Genomic DNA, 15,796 nt, shown 5'->3' on the forward strand with positions numbered 1-15,796 from the left:
AATACGATGGCCGGTGATGACACCGCCGGACCGCCCCGAATGGCGATCGCGTGCGTGGCTGGTCGCCTCGGCGGTGCTGGTCGTGGCCGTGGTCGCGCTGCTGGCCGTCGGCGCGAACGGGCCCGGCGCGGTCGTCGTGCCGATTCTCGTCGTGGCCACGGCCATCGGCGTGACCACGTGGACGCTGGTTCGCGCGCGTCGGCGGCGCCTCGACTACGAAGCCCGCCTCACCGGCTGGGCGGCCGAGCACGCCACGCAGCACGAGCGGCTCCGGATCGCCCGGGAACTCCACGACATCGTTTCCCACGGCCTCGGCGTGATCACGCTGCGGGCCAGTGCGGCGAGGCGGATCCGAGGAGACGCCCGGGAAGCGGAGCGCGAGCAGGCGCTCATCGACATCGAGCGGGCGAGCCGGGACGCGGTCACCGAACTCCGGCGCATGCTGGCCGTGCTTCGCGACCCTGAAGAGCGCGGCGCGCCGTCGCGGCCCGTGCTGAACCTGTCGGATCTTCCCGCCATCGTCGAGGCAGCCCGCCCGCTGGGCGTCGAGCCGCGACTGGATGTCGGCGAGCTCGGGGACGTTTCCCCTGGGGTACAAGCGACTGTCTGCGAAATCGTCCGTGAAGCCGTCGCGAACACCGCGCGGTACGCCGGACCGACGATCGCTCGCGTCGAGCTGAGGCGCGATGGCGACACGATCGTCGTGACCGCCGAGGACGACGGGCCGCGAAGTGACTGGTCCCCCGCCGCCGGTGCCGGCCACGGCCTGGCCGGGCTCCGCGAACGTGCCGGGATTCTCGGCGGCGAACTGCACGCGGCACCGGCCGGGACCGGATTCCGGCTCACGGCGCGGCTACCGGACGGAGCACGCCGATGACCGGGCAGCCACCGATCCGGGTCCTGCTCGCCGACGACCAGCGGCTGCTGCGGCACAGCCTGGCGATCATCATCGGCGCCGCACCGGACATGGTCGTCGTCGGACAGGCCGAGGACGGCGGCCAAGCGGTGGAAATGGCGCGGCGGCTGGGCCCGGACGTCGTGCTGATGGACATCCGCATGCCCGGCCAGGACGGGATCGCGGCCACCAAGGAGATCAGCGACTGCCCCGACCTGGCCGGGACCAGGATCCTCGTGCTGAGCATGTTCGAGCTGGACGAGTACGTCTACGGCGCGCTCCGCGCGGGAGCGAGCGGTTTCCTGCTCAAGGACACCGAACCGGACGAGCTCCTCGCCGCCGTCCGCCGGACGCACACCGGTGAATCCCTCTTCGCGCCCGCCATCCTCACCCGGCTGATAGAGCACTACGTCACGGCGCCGCCGCACCGGAACCCTCCTCCGCCTGCCGGGCTGACCCAGCGTGAAATCGAGATCCTCACGTTCGTCGGCCGCGGGCTGTCCAACACCGAGATCGCCGAAACGCTGACCATCTCCGTCAAGACCGTCAAGACGCACATCAGCCGGCTCCTGAGCAAGCTCGCGGCCCGCGACCGCGCTCAGCTGGTGATCACGGCGTACGACCTGGGCTTGGTGGCCCCGCGTGCGGTCAGGCGTCCCGCCGGTGGAACGTGATCGCGGAGATCCCCACCGCGACGAGCACCCAGCCCAGCACGACGGCCGAGCCGCCGAGCGCGCGCAGGTCGTGGCTCGCGGCGTCGGGGAGGTAGGCCGCGAACGGGGCTCGATCCCGGAGAAGCGGGCCTGCGATGAAGTAGTACCCGAGCAGCCCGGCCACCGCCGGAACACTCCACCGCAGGACGGTCGCGACCGCGGCGGAAAGGATCGTGGTGAGCGCCAGGTAAGCACTCGTTCCCACCGCGTCGGACCACGGTCCACCGGCCAGCGCGGTCAGGATGGCCGCCGGGACGGCCACGATCAGGAGTGCCGCGATTTTGGCCAGGTGCAGGGCGATCCGGCGTGGCATGGCGGTCAGGGTCCGGTGGATCTGACCGCCGCTGTACTCCGACGTCGCCGCGATGACGCCGAGGACGATGAACCCTGCCTGGGTGTAGCCGGCGGGCGACACGCCTTGTCGTGAGAACGCGGTCGCGAGGATCGCCGAAACCCCCAAGGTGCAGAGGAGGGTGAAATACGTCGCCGGCAGGCTGAGGAGTTTGAGGATCTCGGCCCGGATCGCCCGGCCGCCCGTCACGCGTCCCTCCCGCGGAAGACCAGGAAGCCGGCGGCGAGCAGTGCCGCGACCCAGGCCGTCATCACCAGGCCACCGGTGACCGGTGCGAGCTGGACGGGCAGATCCACCCGCTCGACGAACATCCGGAACCCGGCCAGGTCGGGGAAGAACACGGCCAGCGGCGTGAGTTTCGCGAGCAGGTAGGTGACCGTGACCACCGACGTGTTCAGGATCAGCACGGTGAGCGGCAGTATTCCGTTGCGCGCCAACAAGGTCAGGCCGGACGCGAGCAGGGCCGTCAGCACCCAGTAGAGGACGACTCCTGGCAGGCGCCCGAAATCACTCACGCCCTGCGCTTCGACGATGACGAGGGTGATCGTCGAGGAAACCGTCGCCAGCGCGGCGACCACGGTGCCCACCGCCGCCAGCTTCGTGCTCAGCAATCGCCGCCGGGACGGCACGACCGTGAGGCTCGTGGTGATCTGGCGTCCACCACCGGCGTTCTCCCCCTCGGTGGTGTATTCGCTGCTCACCGCGACGACGCCCAGGATGATCGCGCCCACCACGCCGAACGCGAGTTCCTGGAATCCGAGGTCCACGTTCCCGCTCGCGGCCCTTGCGTTGAGGAACGTCAGGGCGGCCGGGAGCAGCACGCCGACCGCGACCGCGACCCAGACCGACGGCAGCGAGGTGAGCTTGCGCAGTTCTGCCCGATAGGCCCTCATCGCACGCCCCCTGTGGTGAGCGCGAAGAAGGCGTCCTCCAGGCTTCGGTGCCCGCCGACGACCTCGGTGAGTGTCCCCCGCGCGACGATCCGGCCGTGGTCGATGACCACGACGTCGTCGACCGTCTCCGACAGTTCTCCCATGAGGTGGCTGGAAAGCAGGACGGTCCGCCCGGCCGCGGCGCGTGCACGGAGGAAACCGCGGATCCAGCGGATGCCTTCCGGATCGAGGCCGTTGACCGGTTCGTCGAGCACCAGCACCTCGGGATCGCCGAGCAGCGCCGCCGCCAGTGCCAGCCGCCGCCCCATCCCCAGCGAATAGCCGCGGACGCGTTTGCCCGCGGCGGCGGACAGCCCGACCTCCGCCAGGACCTCGTCCACCCTGCCGCGCGGGATGCCGCCCGCCGCGGCGACCCACTTCAGATGCGCCCGGCCGGTGCGCGAGCGATGCGCCCCCGAGCCGTCGAGAACGGCACCGACCTTGCGCAGGGGATCCCGCAGCCCGGCGAACGGAACGCCGTCGACCAACGCGGTTCCCGACGTCGGCCGGTCCAGTCCGAGCAGGATCCGCAGGGTCGACGATTTGCCGGCACCGTTGGGGCCGAGGAAGCCGGTCACGCGGCCCGGGCGCGCCTCGAAACTGACGTCGGAAAGGATCGTCGCCGATCCTCGTCGCTTGGTGAGCCGGTCGAACTTGAGCATCAGGTCTTCTTCCCGTCGAGCGCGATCACGTCGCTCGCCAGTCCATCCCGGCGGGGCACCCGCCCGCGTCGGACCGGGGACCGATCCTGTCCGGCGCCAGTAGGCCCTGGGTCCTACGCATGCCCCGATTTACCTGGTCAGAGCTCGGTATCGATTCAGGGATTCTCTGCTAGCCTCGCGGACGTCCCACCGCTCACCGGGGGCGGCGCGACCAGCCAAGGAGTGCACATGACCGCCATCCTCCGCGTCCACGGCCGTCAGATCCTCGACAGCCGGGGCAACCCGACCGTCGAGGTCGACGTCGAACTCGCGGACGGCTCGCTCGGACGCGCCGCCGTGCCGTCGGGCGCCTCCACCGGAACCAAGGAAGCCGTCGAACTGCGCGACGGCGACAAGACCCGATTCCACGGCAAGGGCGTCCGCAAAGCCGTCGACGCCGTCAACACCGAGATCGCCGAGGCCGTCGTCGGACTCGACGCCGAAGCCCAGGCCGACGTCGATCGCGCGCTGATCGCGCTGGACGGCACCGCGAACAAGGCGCGGCTCGGCGCCAACGCCACCCTCGGCGTCTCACTGGCGGTGGCGAAAGCCGCCGCAGCCGCGAAGCGACTTCCGTTGTACCGCTACGTCGGTGGTGTGTTCGCGCATCTGCTTCCGATGCCGATGATGAACATCATCAACGGCGGAGCGCACGCGGACAACCCGATCGACTTCCAGGAGTTCATGATCGGCCCGCTCGGCGCGGAGACCTTCGCCGACGCCGTCCGGATGGGCTCGGAGGTGTTCCACACTCTGCGCGCGTCGCTGCGCGAAGCCGGACACGGCACCAACGTCGGCGACGAAGGCGGCTTCGCGCCGAACCTCAGCTCAGCCGACGAAGCACTCGAGTTCGTGCTGCGCGCCATCGAGCAGTCCGGCTACACCCCCGGCGAGGACATCGCCTTGTTGCTCGACCCGGCCGCGTCCGAGTTCTACACCGACGGCGTCTACGACTACACCGGCGAGGGGCGCAAGCGCAGCATCGAGGAGCACGTGGCCTACCTCGCCGACCTGACCTCGCGCTACCCCATCGTGTCCATTGAGGACGGTGTCGCCCAGGACGACTTCGCCGGCTGGAAGCAGCTCACCGACACCATCGGCGACCGGGTCCAGCTCGTCGGCGACGATGTCTTCTGTACCAACGTGAACCTGCTCAACGACGGTATCGAGCGGGGCATCGGGAACTCGATCCTGGTCAAGGTCAACCAGATCGGGACGCTCACCGAAACCCTCACCACGGTCGAGACCGCGCACAAGGCAGGCTATTCCGTGGTGATGTCGCACCGCTCCGGCGAGACCGAGGACACCACCATCGCCGACCTCGCCGTCGCCACCAACTGCGGGCAGATCAAGACCGGCTCGCTGTCGCGCTCGGACCGCACGGCCAAGTACAACCAGCTCATCCGCATCGAAGAGGAACTCGGCACCGAAGCCCGGTACGCCGGTTCCACGACGCTCAGCGGCCGCCGCTGACGAACTTCCGCGACCCGCGCGATCGCGAGCGTGAGACAGCAGGTTGATCACTGGTCCGTGAGGGCCTCCTTGCCTACCCTGAAGGTAGGGAAGGAGGCCCTCACGGACTACACCAAGGCCGTCAGCGCGTGCAGGGGCGAGCCAGGGACCGCCGCCTCCCCGTTTTCCTTACCTCCCACGAAGTTTCCGCAACGCCTCCCGCAGCGCGGCAAGAGCGGCCTCGGGTTCGTCCCAGAAGATCATGTGCCCGGCCCCGGGATCTCGACGAGTTCCGCCGACGGATTGCGCTCGGCCGCCTCGGCCGCACCGGCGGCGGTGACGACCGGGCTCGCGCCGCCGTACAGAAAGAACGTCGGAGGGGCCACCTTCGGCCAGTCGTCGAAGAAGTCCTCGGATTCGAATCCGGCGTGCGTGGCGACGATCGCGTCGCGGGAGCACGAAGACAACCATCGGGCGCGCAATTCCTGTTCCCGGCGCGGCCATCGCGGCCAGGACCGGGCGACTTCGTCTGCGTCGGTTCCCCGGCGGGCCTGATCGAGCTGACCGAGGAAGGCGTCGAGGGTGGTGGGGTACGGCGCCCGTCCGGGACCGCTCAGGGGAGGATCGGCCAGCACGGTACCCCGAAACGGACGTCCGGCAACCGCGGCACGGGCGGCGATCCGCGCGCCCATGGAGTGTCCGAACAGGATCGGATCGCGCAGCCCGAGCCCGTCCACGACCGCCTCGACGTCCGCGGCGTAGCTCGCCAGGTCGTACTCCGCGGCGTCGTCGGACAACCCGCGGCCGCGGACGTCGAGCACGAGCGGACGCACGAGATCGGTGAGTTCGCGGGCCACGAAGTCCATCGTGACCGCGGGGCTGGTGATCCCCGGCAGCACGAGCACCGGGACCCCGTCGGCGGGCCCGTAGTCGAGCACGTGCAGCCGGACCGGACCCGACGTCACCCAGCGGCTGGTCGCCGGAACGTCGCCGAGATCCGCCAACGCGGGCCGGCCGAGCGTGCGGCGATCCAGATCCGCGAGATACGCCAGGGCCTCGTCGAGCTCGACGACGTCGGCGTATTTCGCCTGCAGGTCGAACAAAGCGGCGTCGTGCGGCCCGGCAGCGCGGTCACCACAGGCTTCCTGGACGACGAGGGTGTCGAAACCGGACTGGACGGCGTCGACGGCGGTCGCCCGGACACATCCCGAAGTGGTCGCGCCGCAAACGACGACGGTGTCCGTGCCCAGACTCGTGAGGAGCGCGGCCAGCGAGGTCCCGTGGAACGCCGACGCGCCCTTCTTCAGGATCAAATGGTCGCCCTCGCGCTGTTCGAGCCGTGGGTCGAGGGCGACCGCTTCGGTTCCTTCGCGGAGTGCCCGCATCCCGGGCGCTTTCCGGAGCCACGCCACGGCGTCGCCGTCCGCCTCGGCGGGCGTGTAACTGATCGCGGTGTAGATCACCGGCACGCTCTGTCGCCGGGCTTCGGCGACGAGGGCGGCGGTCGCGGTGACTTCGGCGGTGAGATCCGCGCCGGACGGGAAGGCGGGTTCGGTGAAGCCCCGCGTCAGGTCGACCACGACCAGCGCCGGACGCGATCCGCGCGGCACGCTCGCACCGAAACCGGCTCGGTCGTACACGCTGTCGAGAGTTTCATCGACGGGCACGCTGCAACTCCTTGATCAGTTTGTCCTGGGTGCGGATCCGGCCGAGCAGCCAGCCCTGGAACAACCCGAGCGCCGCGGCGGCCGCGATCACGCCGTAGCGCTTGACGCCCTCCGGAAGCACCATGGCGAGCCCGTCGACGGCTTCCGGCGCGGGAGCGGCGCTCGTAGCCGCGACCGGCCCCGCCCGCAACTGGTCCGCGAGATTGCGGGCGAACTGGTCGAGCAGCCGGGTGGAGACGGCGCCGATCGCGCCCTTGCCGAATTGGGCGAGCTTGCCGCGAATCGACAGATCGGTGCGCAGCTCGATGGTGGCGCCGCCGGGTGCCTCGCGCACGGTCAGCGTCACGTCGGCCTCGGCGTCGCCGTTGCCGTGGGCGTCCGCTCCCCTGGCCACCAGCCGCAGGCTGCGGTCGGCCTCGGCGACGTCGGTGAAGCGCACCGTGCCCGAGTAGGCGGCCGTGATCGGGCCGACCTTGACCTTGACGCGGCCGAGATAGGCGTCGTCCTGTCGTCCGTCGAGGGTCGCGCCCGGCAGACAGCCCGCCACCCGTTCGACGTCGTTGATCAAGGCGAAGACCTCGTCGGGTCCGGCCGGTACGGACAGCTGGTTTTCGAGGATCACGCTGTCGCCTCCTTCTCCTTGGCGTGGCATCGACGGGTCGCGGTCGCCTCGATCGCGTCCACGATCGTCTGATAACCCGTGCAGCGGCACAGATTCGCCGAGACGGCCTCGCGGATCTCCTCGCGGCCCGCGTCCGGCCGCTGGGCCAGGAAACCTTCGGCCAGCATGAGGAATCCGGGGGTGCAGAAGCCGCACTGCAGGCCGTGGTGCTCACTGAAAGACCGCTGCAGATCGGAAAGTTCGCCGTCCCGGCTCAACGACTCGACCGTGCGGATCTCCGCCGCCTCCGCCTGCACGGCGAACATCAGGCACGCCCGCACCGGTTCGCCGTCGACGAGGACGGTGCAGGCGCCGCACACCCCGTGCTCGCAGCCGACGTGGGTGCCGGTCAGCCCGAGGTCGTGCCGCAGCACGTCGAGCAGGGTCTTGCGCGGCTCGACGAGGACCTCGTGCGTCTCGCCGTTGACGGTCAGGTCGATCAGGTGCCGGTCGCTCATGATGGAACGCTCATTTCCTTGTGGACCCCCGCGTCGAGCGCGGCGAGCACGGTCTGCGGATGCACCGGGGTCACGTCGAGTTCGACTCCCGTGTGGCGCAGCGCGTCGTTGATCGCGTTCAGCACCGCGGCGGGCGCGCCGATGGTGCCGCCCTCCCCCGCTCCCTTCGCCCCGTTTTCCGTGAACGCGCAAGGGGTTTCGAGATGGGTGACGGTGATGTCGGGGATCTCCGTCGCGGTCGGCACCAGGTAGTCGATGAAGCTGGCGGCCGACGGTTCCCCGTTGCCCGCGTAGGTGATCTCCTCGAACAACGCGCCGGCGATACCCTGCGCGATCCCGCCGCGGCATTGGCCGTCGACGACCTGCGGGTGGATCACCACCCCGCAGTCCTCCACGCACGCGTAGCGCAGGATCTTGATCCGGCCGGTGCCCGGATCGGCCTCGACGACCACGGCGTGCGTGGCGTTCGAGAACGTGCCGTCGCCGGGCACGTCGAAACTCGCCGTGGCCGTCAGCGTCGGCTCGACGTCCTTGGGCAGCAGGTGACTGCGCAGGTACGCCACGTCGGCGATCTCCTCGAACGACGCGCGGCGCTCCGGATCGTCGATCTGGACGACGCCGCCGTCACCGTCGAGGCGCACGTTGTCGGGACTCGTTTCCAGCAGGTGCGCGGCGATCTTGCACAGCAGTTCGCCGAGTTTCCCGGCCGCGAGGGACACCGCCGAGCCGCCGATCGTCACCGAGCGGGAAGCGAACGTCCCCCAGCCGTAGGCGATGCGCTCGGTGTCGCCCTGGCGCAGTTTGACCTGGTCGAGGTGCAGCCCGAGCCGGTCGGCCACGATCTGCGCCAGCGTCGTCTCGTGGGACTGGCCGTGGTTCATGGTGCCGCTGGTGACCACGACCGAACCGGTGGTGTCCATCCGGATCTCCGAGATGTCGAAGCCCGGGACCACCGCCATCTTCCGTTTGGCGAAGGCGCCCGAGCCGTATCCGGTCCGCTCGGAGAAACAGCAGTACCCGATGCCGATATGCCTGCCCTCGGCGGCGGCACGCTCCCGGATCTCGTACCAGCCCTCATCCTGGATCGCCGCCTCGGCGAGTTCGAGCGATTCGCGGTAGGTGCCCGGGTCGTAGGTGATGGCGTTGACCCCGGTGTACGGGAATTGCGTGATCACGTTGCGCCGCCGGATCTCGACCGGATCGAGGCCGAGTTCCCTCGCGGCGCGTTCCATCACCCGCTCGATCGCCATCACGTACTGCGGGCGGCTCACCCCGCGATAGGGCGCAGTCGGCGCCTTGTTGCTCGCGATGGCGCGGGCACGGACGCGGTATTCGGGCACCTGGTACACGCTCGGCATCTCGGCCGACGCCATCAGCGGCTCGATCCCCGCCGTGAACGGGTAGCAGGAGTAGGCGCCCATGTCGCAGACCACGTCGACGTCCAGCGCGGTGATCCGCCCGTCCTCGTCGAACGCCGCCAGTGTGCGGTAACGCTGTTCCCTGGCAAGGAATCCGGCCGTGAGCGCCTCGCGCCGGTCTTCGATCCATTTCACCGGCCGGTTCAGCCGCCGGGCCGCCGCCGCGACCGCGATCTCCTCGCGGCCGACGACGCATTTCTGGCCGAAGCCGCCGCCCATGTCCGGAACGGTGACCCGCACGGTGCGTTCGGGGACCCGCAGCGAACGGGCCATCGCCGTGCGCACCTGATGCGGCACCTGGGTGCACATCTGGACGAGCAGCTGGTCGTCGTGGTCGTCCCAGGACGCGACCACTCCTCGCGTTTCGAGCGGAAGCGCGTTCTGCCGTCCGCTCTTCGTGACGACCTCGACCACCCGGCCGCCACCCGCACGGGCGGCTTCGAACGCCGCGTCGACACCGGGTGTGTCGAACATCGACACGTCGACCAGCACGTTGCCCGGCGCCTCGTCGTGCACGAGCGGAGCGCCCGCGGCCAACGCCGACTCCTCCGACACGATCGCGCCGAGCGGCTCGTAGTCCACCACCGCGGCCTCGACACCGTCCTCGGCGCTGTACGGATCGCGGGCGACGACCAGCGCCACCGGTTCGCCGGTGAACCGCACCTTCTCCCTGGCGAGGATCGGCATCGCGGTCGGCGAGAACTCCTCGGGCGGCCGGTCGAGCAGGGCGACGATGTCACCGAGTCCCAGGTCTTCCGCCGTGTACGCGGCGACGACCCCGTCCACCGCCAGCGTGGCCGACAGGTCGATCCCGGCGAGCTTGCCGTGCGCGACCGTCGAACGGACGAAGGCGGCGTGCAGCATGCCGGGCAACCGGATGTCGTCGACGAACCGGCCGCGGCCGGTGAGCAGACGAGGATCCTCGCGCCGGGGCACCGACGCGCCGACCCAGCGGCCGTTCCGCCCGTCGAACCGTGCGGTCATCGCGTTTCTCCTTTCTCCCAGGCCTCGTGCAGCGCCTGGGTGACGAGGGTGCTCGCCAGCCGTCGGCGGTAGGCCGCGCTGCCCGCCGCGTCGTCGGGCGGATCGATCGCCGCGGCGGCGGCCGCCCCGCACGCGGCGAACAGCTCCGGGCCGGGCGCACCGCCGTCGAGCAGCGCCTCCGCCTCGGGCACCCGGATGGGAGCGGGGGCCACGCCGCCGAGCACGACCCGGCCCCCGTGCTCCGCGTCGATGCTCACAGCGGCGTCGACGATCGCGAAATCGCCGTGGCGGCGGGCGAATTCGGTCAACGCGGCCCTGGGCGACGGCCGGGTGAAGCGCACCGCCGTCACGACCTCGTCCGGTTCGACGGCCGTGGTGTAGAAGCCGTGGAACATCTCCGCGGCGGGGATCTCCCTGGGGCCGCGCGGGCCTTCGGCGACGATCACCGCGTCGAGCAGCAGGGCGAGCAGGCACCATTCCGCGGTCGCGTCGCCGTGGACGATGCTGCCCGCCACCGTGCCGCGCGAACGGATCGGCAGATGCCCCACCCACCGCATCGCGCGGGAGAGCACGTCGAAATCCGGCCCGAATTCGGCCGTCTCGACCGCCCGATGGGTGACCAGCGCGCCGATCGTGAGGCTGGAACCGTTGCGCCGGAAGGAGTTCAGCGCCGGGTCCCGGCGCAGCTGTCCCAGATCCACCAGTGCCGTCGGGCGGGCGAGCCGGAAGTTCATCATCGGCATCAGGCTCTGGCCGCCGGCGATGAGTTTCGGATCCTCGCCCGCCGCGGCGAGCTCGCCGAGCAGGCCGACGGCGTCGGTGACGTCGTGGGCCCGGTGGTACCGGAACGCGGCGGGCTTCACAGAGCCGTCCTGGTCTCGGCGGGTGCCTCGACCGGTTCGACGATCCGGTCGAGTTCGCGGCCGCGGGTCTCCGGCGCGCCCACCTTCATGAACACGACCGCGGCCACCACGAGCACACCCAGCACGGTGAAGGTGAGCGGCAGCCCGAGCACCGGCCACAGCACGCTGCCGAACAACAGCGGCGCGAAGCCGGTGATCGCCCGGCTCGACGACGACGCCCAGCCGAACCCCGAAGCCCGGAGTTCCGTCGGGTAGAGCTCGGAGACGTAGGCGTACATCACCGGGATGACCACCAGCGCGAACAGGCCGAACGCGCCGATCGCCACGACCGCCGCGGCAGGCGTTTCGAGCAGCAGCGAGAACACCACGAGCGACAGGGCGGTGAGCGGGCCGGCGATCAGGATGATCCGCTTGCGGCCGACCTTGTCGACCAGGAGCACGGCCACCGCGACACCGACGATGCCGGTCGCGTTCATGAGCGCGGTCGAGGCGAAGGCCGCGATCTCGCCGAATCCCTGCGCCCGCAGGATGGACGGCATCCAGCTGAGCGCGGCGTAGTAGACCAGCATGACACTGATGAACAGCGACCACGCGACCGCCGTGATCCGCGGGTTGAACGCCCACACCCGGCGCAGCTGATCGAACGCGGCCGCGACCGCGCCACCGCGGGTGTCCTCGACCACCGCGGGCGGGACCGAGTACGGCTCCGGAGTCGCTCCCGTGCGGCGCACGAGATCGTCGATCACCGCCCGCGCCTCCGCCTCGCGACCCTTGCGCACCAGGTACAGCGGTGATTCCGGGACGCCACGCCGCACCCAGAACAACAGCAGCGCGGGCAGGATCATCAAGACCAGCATCCAGCGCCAGTTGCCCTCGACCGGGAGCAGCAGCGTCGCGGTGACGGCGGCCAGTGTGGTCCCGATCGGCCACCAGCCGTCCATCGCGGACAGGACCCGGCCGCGATGCTTGCGTGGGGAGAACTCGCTCACGATCGCGTAATCGACCGGGATACAGCCGCCGAGCCCGATCCCCGCCAGGAAACGCAGCGCGAGGAACGTCTCCACGTTCGGCGCGAGCGCGCCCAGCACGGAGAACAGCGCGAACAGCAGCAACGTGATGCTGAACGCCCGCTTCCGGCCGATCCGGTCGGCGACCGTGCCCCAGGCGACCGCCCCGACGGCCATGCCGATCAGGTTCGCGGTGGCCACCAGGCCCTTCCCACCGGCGGACAAGCCGAATTCCGTCCCGACCAGCGGGGTGAGGAATCCGTTCAGCGCGACGTCCCAGGCATCGAACATGTAGCCCAGCCCGCCGATGAGGAAGATCTTTCCCTGCACGCTCCAACGCCAGGGCAAATCCTGGACGATCTGATCACCAGTACGCATGAACCACTCCGTTGCGATTGCCGGCCAGCGCGCCTCAGCGGGCGAACTGGTAGTGGATGGACTCGGTGTCGGGGTCGGTGAGCGGGCTGCCGTTCCACAGCCAGTCGTAGGAAACGTCGGATTCCCCGTCGAAGCGCCGCAGCTTCTCGTCCCGTTCGCGCTGCTCGGGACCGTCGGGCAGGTGGTAGAAGTCCATGTTCTGCAACGAGGCGTCCTGCACCATGCCCGCGTGCTTGGCGCGCCGGTCCACATAGCGGACCAGCGCCCCGTCGATCCCGTCGCGGGTGACGCGGCCCAGCTCCTCCGCCAGCACCGCGGCGTCCTCCATCGCCTGGGACGCGCCTTGTGCCTGATACGGCAGCATCGCGTGGCAGGCGTCGCCGAGCAGGGCGACCCGGCCGTCGACCCAGACCGGGTCACGGCGACGGCGGTACATCGCCCACACCGAGACGTCCTCGTCCTTCGCCTTCGCCAGCATCGTCGGAACCCGATCGTCCCAGTCGTGGTACTCGGCGGCGAGTTCGGCGGCGGTGGCCGGGCCGCTCCAGTCCTTGGCCACCGCTTCGGTGCACGGCACGATCGCGACCACGTTGAGATACTCCCCGCCGCGGATCATGTAGTGCACCAGGTGTTTGTTGGGGCCGTACCAGATCGTGGAGTGGTACCGGTCGGTCAGGAAGCGCGTGGCGGGGTCTTGGGCGATCAGGTCACCGGAGATCAGGGCCCGGTACGCCATCTCGCCGGAGAAGGCGAGGGTGTCGTCGAAACCGGCGAGATCGCGCACCGAAGACCGGATGCCGTCCGCCCCGATCACGACGTCGCCGGTGAAGCGGCGTCCGTCGGCGGTGAGCACGGCGGGCCGGTCCGGCACCGTCCGGTCGAGGTCGGTCACCCGTGCGCCGGTCGCCACCTTCACCACTGGACCGGTCCCCTCGGGATCCAGGCAGGCGTCGAGCAGGACTCCGTGCAGATCGGCGCGGTGGTAGTGCCAGTAGGGCGCGCCGTACTGGTCGGTCACCCGCCTGCCGAGCTCCAGCTGGGCGATGATGCTCCCGTCGGCCCAGCGGCGGCGCACCTGATCCTGCGGCTCCGTCCGCACCCGCTCCAGCCGGGCGCGCAGCCCGAGCCCGATGAGGATCCGGCTGGCGTTCGGCGCGGTCTGGATCCCCGCGCCGATCTCGCCCAGCGCCGGGGCGGCCTCGACCACGGTCACCCGCAAACCCCGCTGCCGCAAGGACAACGCGGCGCAGAGCCCACCGAGCCCGCCACCGACGACAACGACCTCAAACGACTGACTCGCGGCCATGCCCGCCTCCCGTCTTCGTCAGCGCTTCCGCGCCACTGAGCAACCTCCCGGCGCCGGGCACCGTGGGCTCGACCCCGAGTTCCGTCAGGATCCGGAACGTCGTGGCCGTCGCCGCCGACAGGACCGGGATCCCGATCTCGTCCTCCACCGGCTGGATCGCGGGCAGCGACGGCATCTGCACACAGGCGGAGAGCACGAGTGCGTCCACATCGGACAGATTCAACCGCCGATGGTGCTCTCGCAGCCCGGCGGGATCCAGCCGGGCCACGGCGAGATTGTCCGGCACCTCCAGCGAAAGGGCGTCGGCGACCTCGAACCCGGCATCCTCGATGTAGTCCGCCACCGCCTTGGTCAGCGGCTTCATGTACGGCGTGATGATCGCGACCTTGCGGGCACCGAGCGCGCCGAGCCCGGACAGCAGCGCACCGGCGCTGGAGACGACCGGCGACTCGCAGCCCTCTTCGCGCAGCACGCGGGTGATGTCGTCTTCGGCGGTGCAGTGGTAGCCGGGCCCCTGCGCCATGATCGCCACGAGGCACGCGGTGGCGACGACGTCGGGCTTGGCGTCGGCGAGTTCGGCCGCGGCGCGACCGGCCTGGGCGTTCATCGCCCGCAGCTGTTCGGGTTCGACGTGCCGCATCCGGGCCCGCGCGGAATGGAAGACGAACCGGTCCCCCGGCCGGGTCTCCTCCCTGGCGCGCAGCATCCGCGGCAGCTCGGTCTCCATCGTGAGGTTCGAGCTGGGGACGATCATCCCGATGTGGTGGTCGCTCATCGGCGGCCCGCCGGACGCATCTCGGCGACGGTCAGCTCGCCGTTGTCGACGATCAGTTCGTCGTCCAGGTAAAGGGAATTGCCGCGCATCGGGATGTCGAAGTGGCAGGGCGTGTCGTTCGGGCCGCCGAGCTCGTTGTTGGGGCCGATGGAGAACATGACGTTGCCGTAGAAACTCCGCAGTTCCATGCCCATCCCGCCGGGGAACTGGGTCAGGCCGTGCCAGTGGGCGCGCTCGTCGAGCCCCCAGCCCACGTGGCTCATGCCGTAGCCGCGCGGGTCTTCGAAGCTTTCGATGTAGGAGCGCAGCAGATCCGCGTCGAGCCCGGACGATCCGGCGCCGCCGCGGATGTCCCGGATGAAGCCCTGCTCGATGGTGATCTCGACCGGGGTCTGTACGTAGGTGTTGAACGGCAACAGAACGTCGCCCGGCGACAGCACGATCTTCCCGTCGACGCCGTCGTCGGCACCGCCGGTGAACACGAACGCCGCCGGCCAGTGGTCCCAGCGACCGGGTGTGTCGGTGTAGCCGTACTCGGACAACGTCGGGTACACGCCGAGCTGATACGTGACGTCGGTACCCGCCGGGCTGGTGATGCGCATCGTGCCGGCCTTGGCCAGGAGTTCCGCGCCGATCTCCACGCGCTCGCGCAGTTCCTTCGTCGGCATGAGCCTGGCCAGCAGCTCGGGCGGTTCGACGGCGGTGAGGATCCGGGTGCCCGCGTCCTGGATGGCGAACTGTTCCTTGCTGAACAACAGGAACGTGCAGTCGACGACCATGTCGACGCTCTTGAGCGCCTCGACCGCCAGCGGGATGTTCCCCAGCCCCGAGTCGCCCACCGCCCACGCGCCGGCCGCGCTGACCGGCGAGGGCAGCCGCATGTGGTAGGCCGAGGCGCCCAGCTGCTGCGCGGCCCACAGGAAGGCGTCGGCGTACTCCGCCCGCTCACCGCCGCGGGTCAGCACCACCACGGTCTCGCCCTCGTGCACCCCCGAGAACGTCAGCTGGCGCAAACAGATGTCGTTGAACAGGTTCCGGTCCATCGCCGACCACCTTCCATATTGATCCGAGCACGTACTATCCGGGTACGCAAGACCGGTCTTCATACGAACACGTACTATCCGGATACGCAAGAGGTGACTGCGGACAGATCTCGGCGGCCTGCCCGTGAGCGACCGTCCGGACACGTAGGATCACCTCGGGGGCCCGGGCAGCGGGTTGGAGCCGACAAGGA

General features: G+C 70.1%; 15 protein-coding genes. 3 read left to right on the forward strand and 12 right to left on the reverse strand.

The genetic code is table 11. The features are described from left to right. Window positions 1–16: 16 nt before the first annotated feature. Together MJQ72_RS22120 and MJQ72_RS22125 are read left to right on the forward strand one after the other, a co-directional pair. A complete protein-coding gene (locus MJQ72_RS22120) occupies window positions 17–877 on the forward strand; it encodes a sensor histidine kinase (RefSeq protein WP_240592883.1) in 861 nt (286 codons plus the stop codon). After that, complete coding sequence (locus tag MJQ72_RS22125) at window positions 874–1,569, forward strand: response regulator transcription factor (RefSeq protein WP_240592884.1); 696 nt, start codon at window positions 874–876, stop codon at window positions 1,567–1,569. Before MJQ72_RS22120 ends, MJQ72_RS22125 begins: the two co-directional genes overlap by 4 nt. On the opposite strand, the gene MJQ72_RS22130 is transcribed toward MJQ72_RS22125, so the two are convergent. From MJQ72_RS22130 to MJQ72_RS22140, 3 genes are read right to left on the reverse strand one after another with little or no spacing between them, the layout of a single operon-like run. After that, window positions 1,544–2,149 carry a hypothetical protein gene (locus MJQ72_RS22130; protein WP_240592885.1) on the reverse strand — a complete coding sequence of 202 codons (606 nt, stop codon included), beginning with the start codon at window positions 2,147–2,149 and terminating at the stop codon, window positions 1,544–1,546. The two genes, MJQ72_RS22125 and MJQ72_RS22130, sit on opposite strands and share 26 nt — an antisense overlap. Then, a complete protein-coding gene (locus MJQ72_RS22135) occupies window positions 2,146–2,853 on the reverse strand; it encodes an ABC transporter permease (RefSeq protein ID WP_240592886.1) in 708 nt (235 codons plus the stop codon). The genes MJQ72_RS22130 and MJQ72_RS22135 overlap by 4 nt, the downstream gene beginning before the upstream one ends. Then, window positions 2,850–3,554 (reverse strand): ABC transporter ATP-binding protein, encoded by a 705-nt coding sequence (locus tag MJQ72_RS22140; protein ID WP_240592887.1) that lies wholly within the window; start codon window positions 3,552–3,554, stop codon window positions 2,850–2,852. The genes MJQ72_RS22135 and MJQ72_RS22140 overlap by 4 nt, the downstream gene beginning before the upstream one ends. Before the next feature lie 228 nt (window positions 3,555–3,782). Between MJQ72_RS22140 and eno the strand changes: the two genes are divergently transcribed. Continuing rightward, complete coding sequence (gene eno / locus MJQ72_RS22145) at window positions 3,783–5,066, forward strand: phosphopyruvate hydratase (RefSeq protein ID WP_240592888.1); 1,284 nt, start codon at window positions 3,783–3,785, stop codon at window positions 5,064–5,066. A 239-nt stretch (window positions 5,067–5,305) separates the two neighbouring features. Here the strand turns inward: eno and MJQ72_RS44845 are convergent, their stop codons facing one another. The 9 genes from MJQ72_RS44845 to MJQ72_RS22195 are packed head-to-tail and all read right to left on the reverse strand — an operon-like array spanning window position 5,306 to window position 15,605. Then, window positions 5,306–6,712, reverse strand: coding sequence for an isochorismatase family protein (locus MJQ72_RS44845; protein ID WP_315860736.1), 1,407 nt, complete (start codon window positions 6,710–6,712; stop codon window positions 5,306–5,308). Then, window positions 6,699–7,334: an SRPBCC family protein gene (locus MJQ72_RS22160; RefSeq protein WP_240592889.1), complete on the reverse strand. Its 636-nt coding sequence runs from the start codon at window positions 7,332–7,334 to the stop codon at window positions 6,699–6,701. Before MJQ72_RS22160 ends, MJQ72_RS44845 begins: the two co-directional genes overlap by 14 nt. Then, a complete protein-coding gene (locus MJQ72_RS22165) occupies window positions 7,331–7,831 on the reverse strand; it encodes a (2Fe-2S)-binding protein (RefSeq protein ID WP_240592890.1) in 501 nt (166 codons plus the stop codon). The genes MJQ72_RS22160 and MJQ72_RS22165 overlap by 4 nt, the downstream gene beginning before the upstream one ends. Beyond that, on the reverse strand, window positions 7,828–10,233 hold the full coding sequence (locus tag MJQ72_RS22170; protein WP_240592891.1) for a xanthine dehydrogenase family protein molybdopterin-binding subunit: 2,406 nt from the start codon (window positions 10,231–10,233) through the stop codon (window positions 7,828–7,830). Before MJQ72_RS22170 ends, MJQ72_RS22165 begins: the two co-directional genes overlap by 4 nt. After that, complete coding sequence (locus MJQ72_RS22175; RefSeq protein WP_240592892.1) at window positions 10,230–11,096, reverse strand: xanthine dehydrogenase family protein subunit M; 867 nt, start codon at window positions 11,094–11,096, stop codon at window positions 10,230–10,232. The genes MJQ72_RS22170 and MJQ72_RS22175 overlap by 4 nt, the downstream gene beginning before the upstream one ends. Further along, window positions 11,093–12,481 carry an MFS transporter gene (locus MJQ72_RS22180; protein ID WP_240592893.1) on the reverse strand — a complete coding sequence of 463 codons (1,389 nt, stop codon included), beginning with the start codon at window positions 12,479–12,481 and terminating at the stop codon, window positions 11,093–11,095. Before MJQ72_RS22180 ends, MJQ72_RS22175 begins: the two co-directional genes overlap by 4 nt. Window positions 12,482–12,515: 34 nt before the next feature. Next, entirely contained in the window at window positions 12,516–13,787 is a 1,272-nt protein-coding gene (locus MJQ72_RS22185) for an FAD-dependent monooxygenase (protein WP_240592894.1), read from the reverse strand. Further along, complete coding sequence (locus MJQ72_RS22190) at window positions 13,765–14,562, reverse strand: aspartate/glutamate racemase family protein (RefSeq protein WP_315860737.1); 798 nt, start codon at window positions 14,560–14,562, stop codon at window positions 13,765–13,767. The genes MJQ72_RS22185 and MJQ72_RS22190 overlap by 23 nt, the downstream gene beginning before the upstream one ends. Beyond that, complete coding sequence (locus tag MJQ72_RS22195) at window positions 14,559–15,605, reverse strand: leucyl aminopeptidase (RefSeq protein ID WP_240592895.1); 1,047 nt, start codon at window positions 15,603–15,605, stop codon at window positions 14,559–14,561. The genes MJQ72_RS22190 and MJQ72_RS22195 overlap by 4 nt, the downstream gene beginning before the upstream one ends. Window positions 15,606–15,796 lie beyond the last annotated feature (191 nt).

It is taken from the genome of Amycolatopsis sp. EV170708-02-1, from assembly GCF_022479115.1.
Classification (GTDB): Bacteria; Actinomycetota; Actinomycetes; order Mycobacteriales; family Pseudonocardiaceae; genus Amycolatopsis.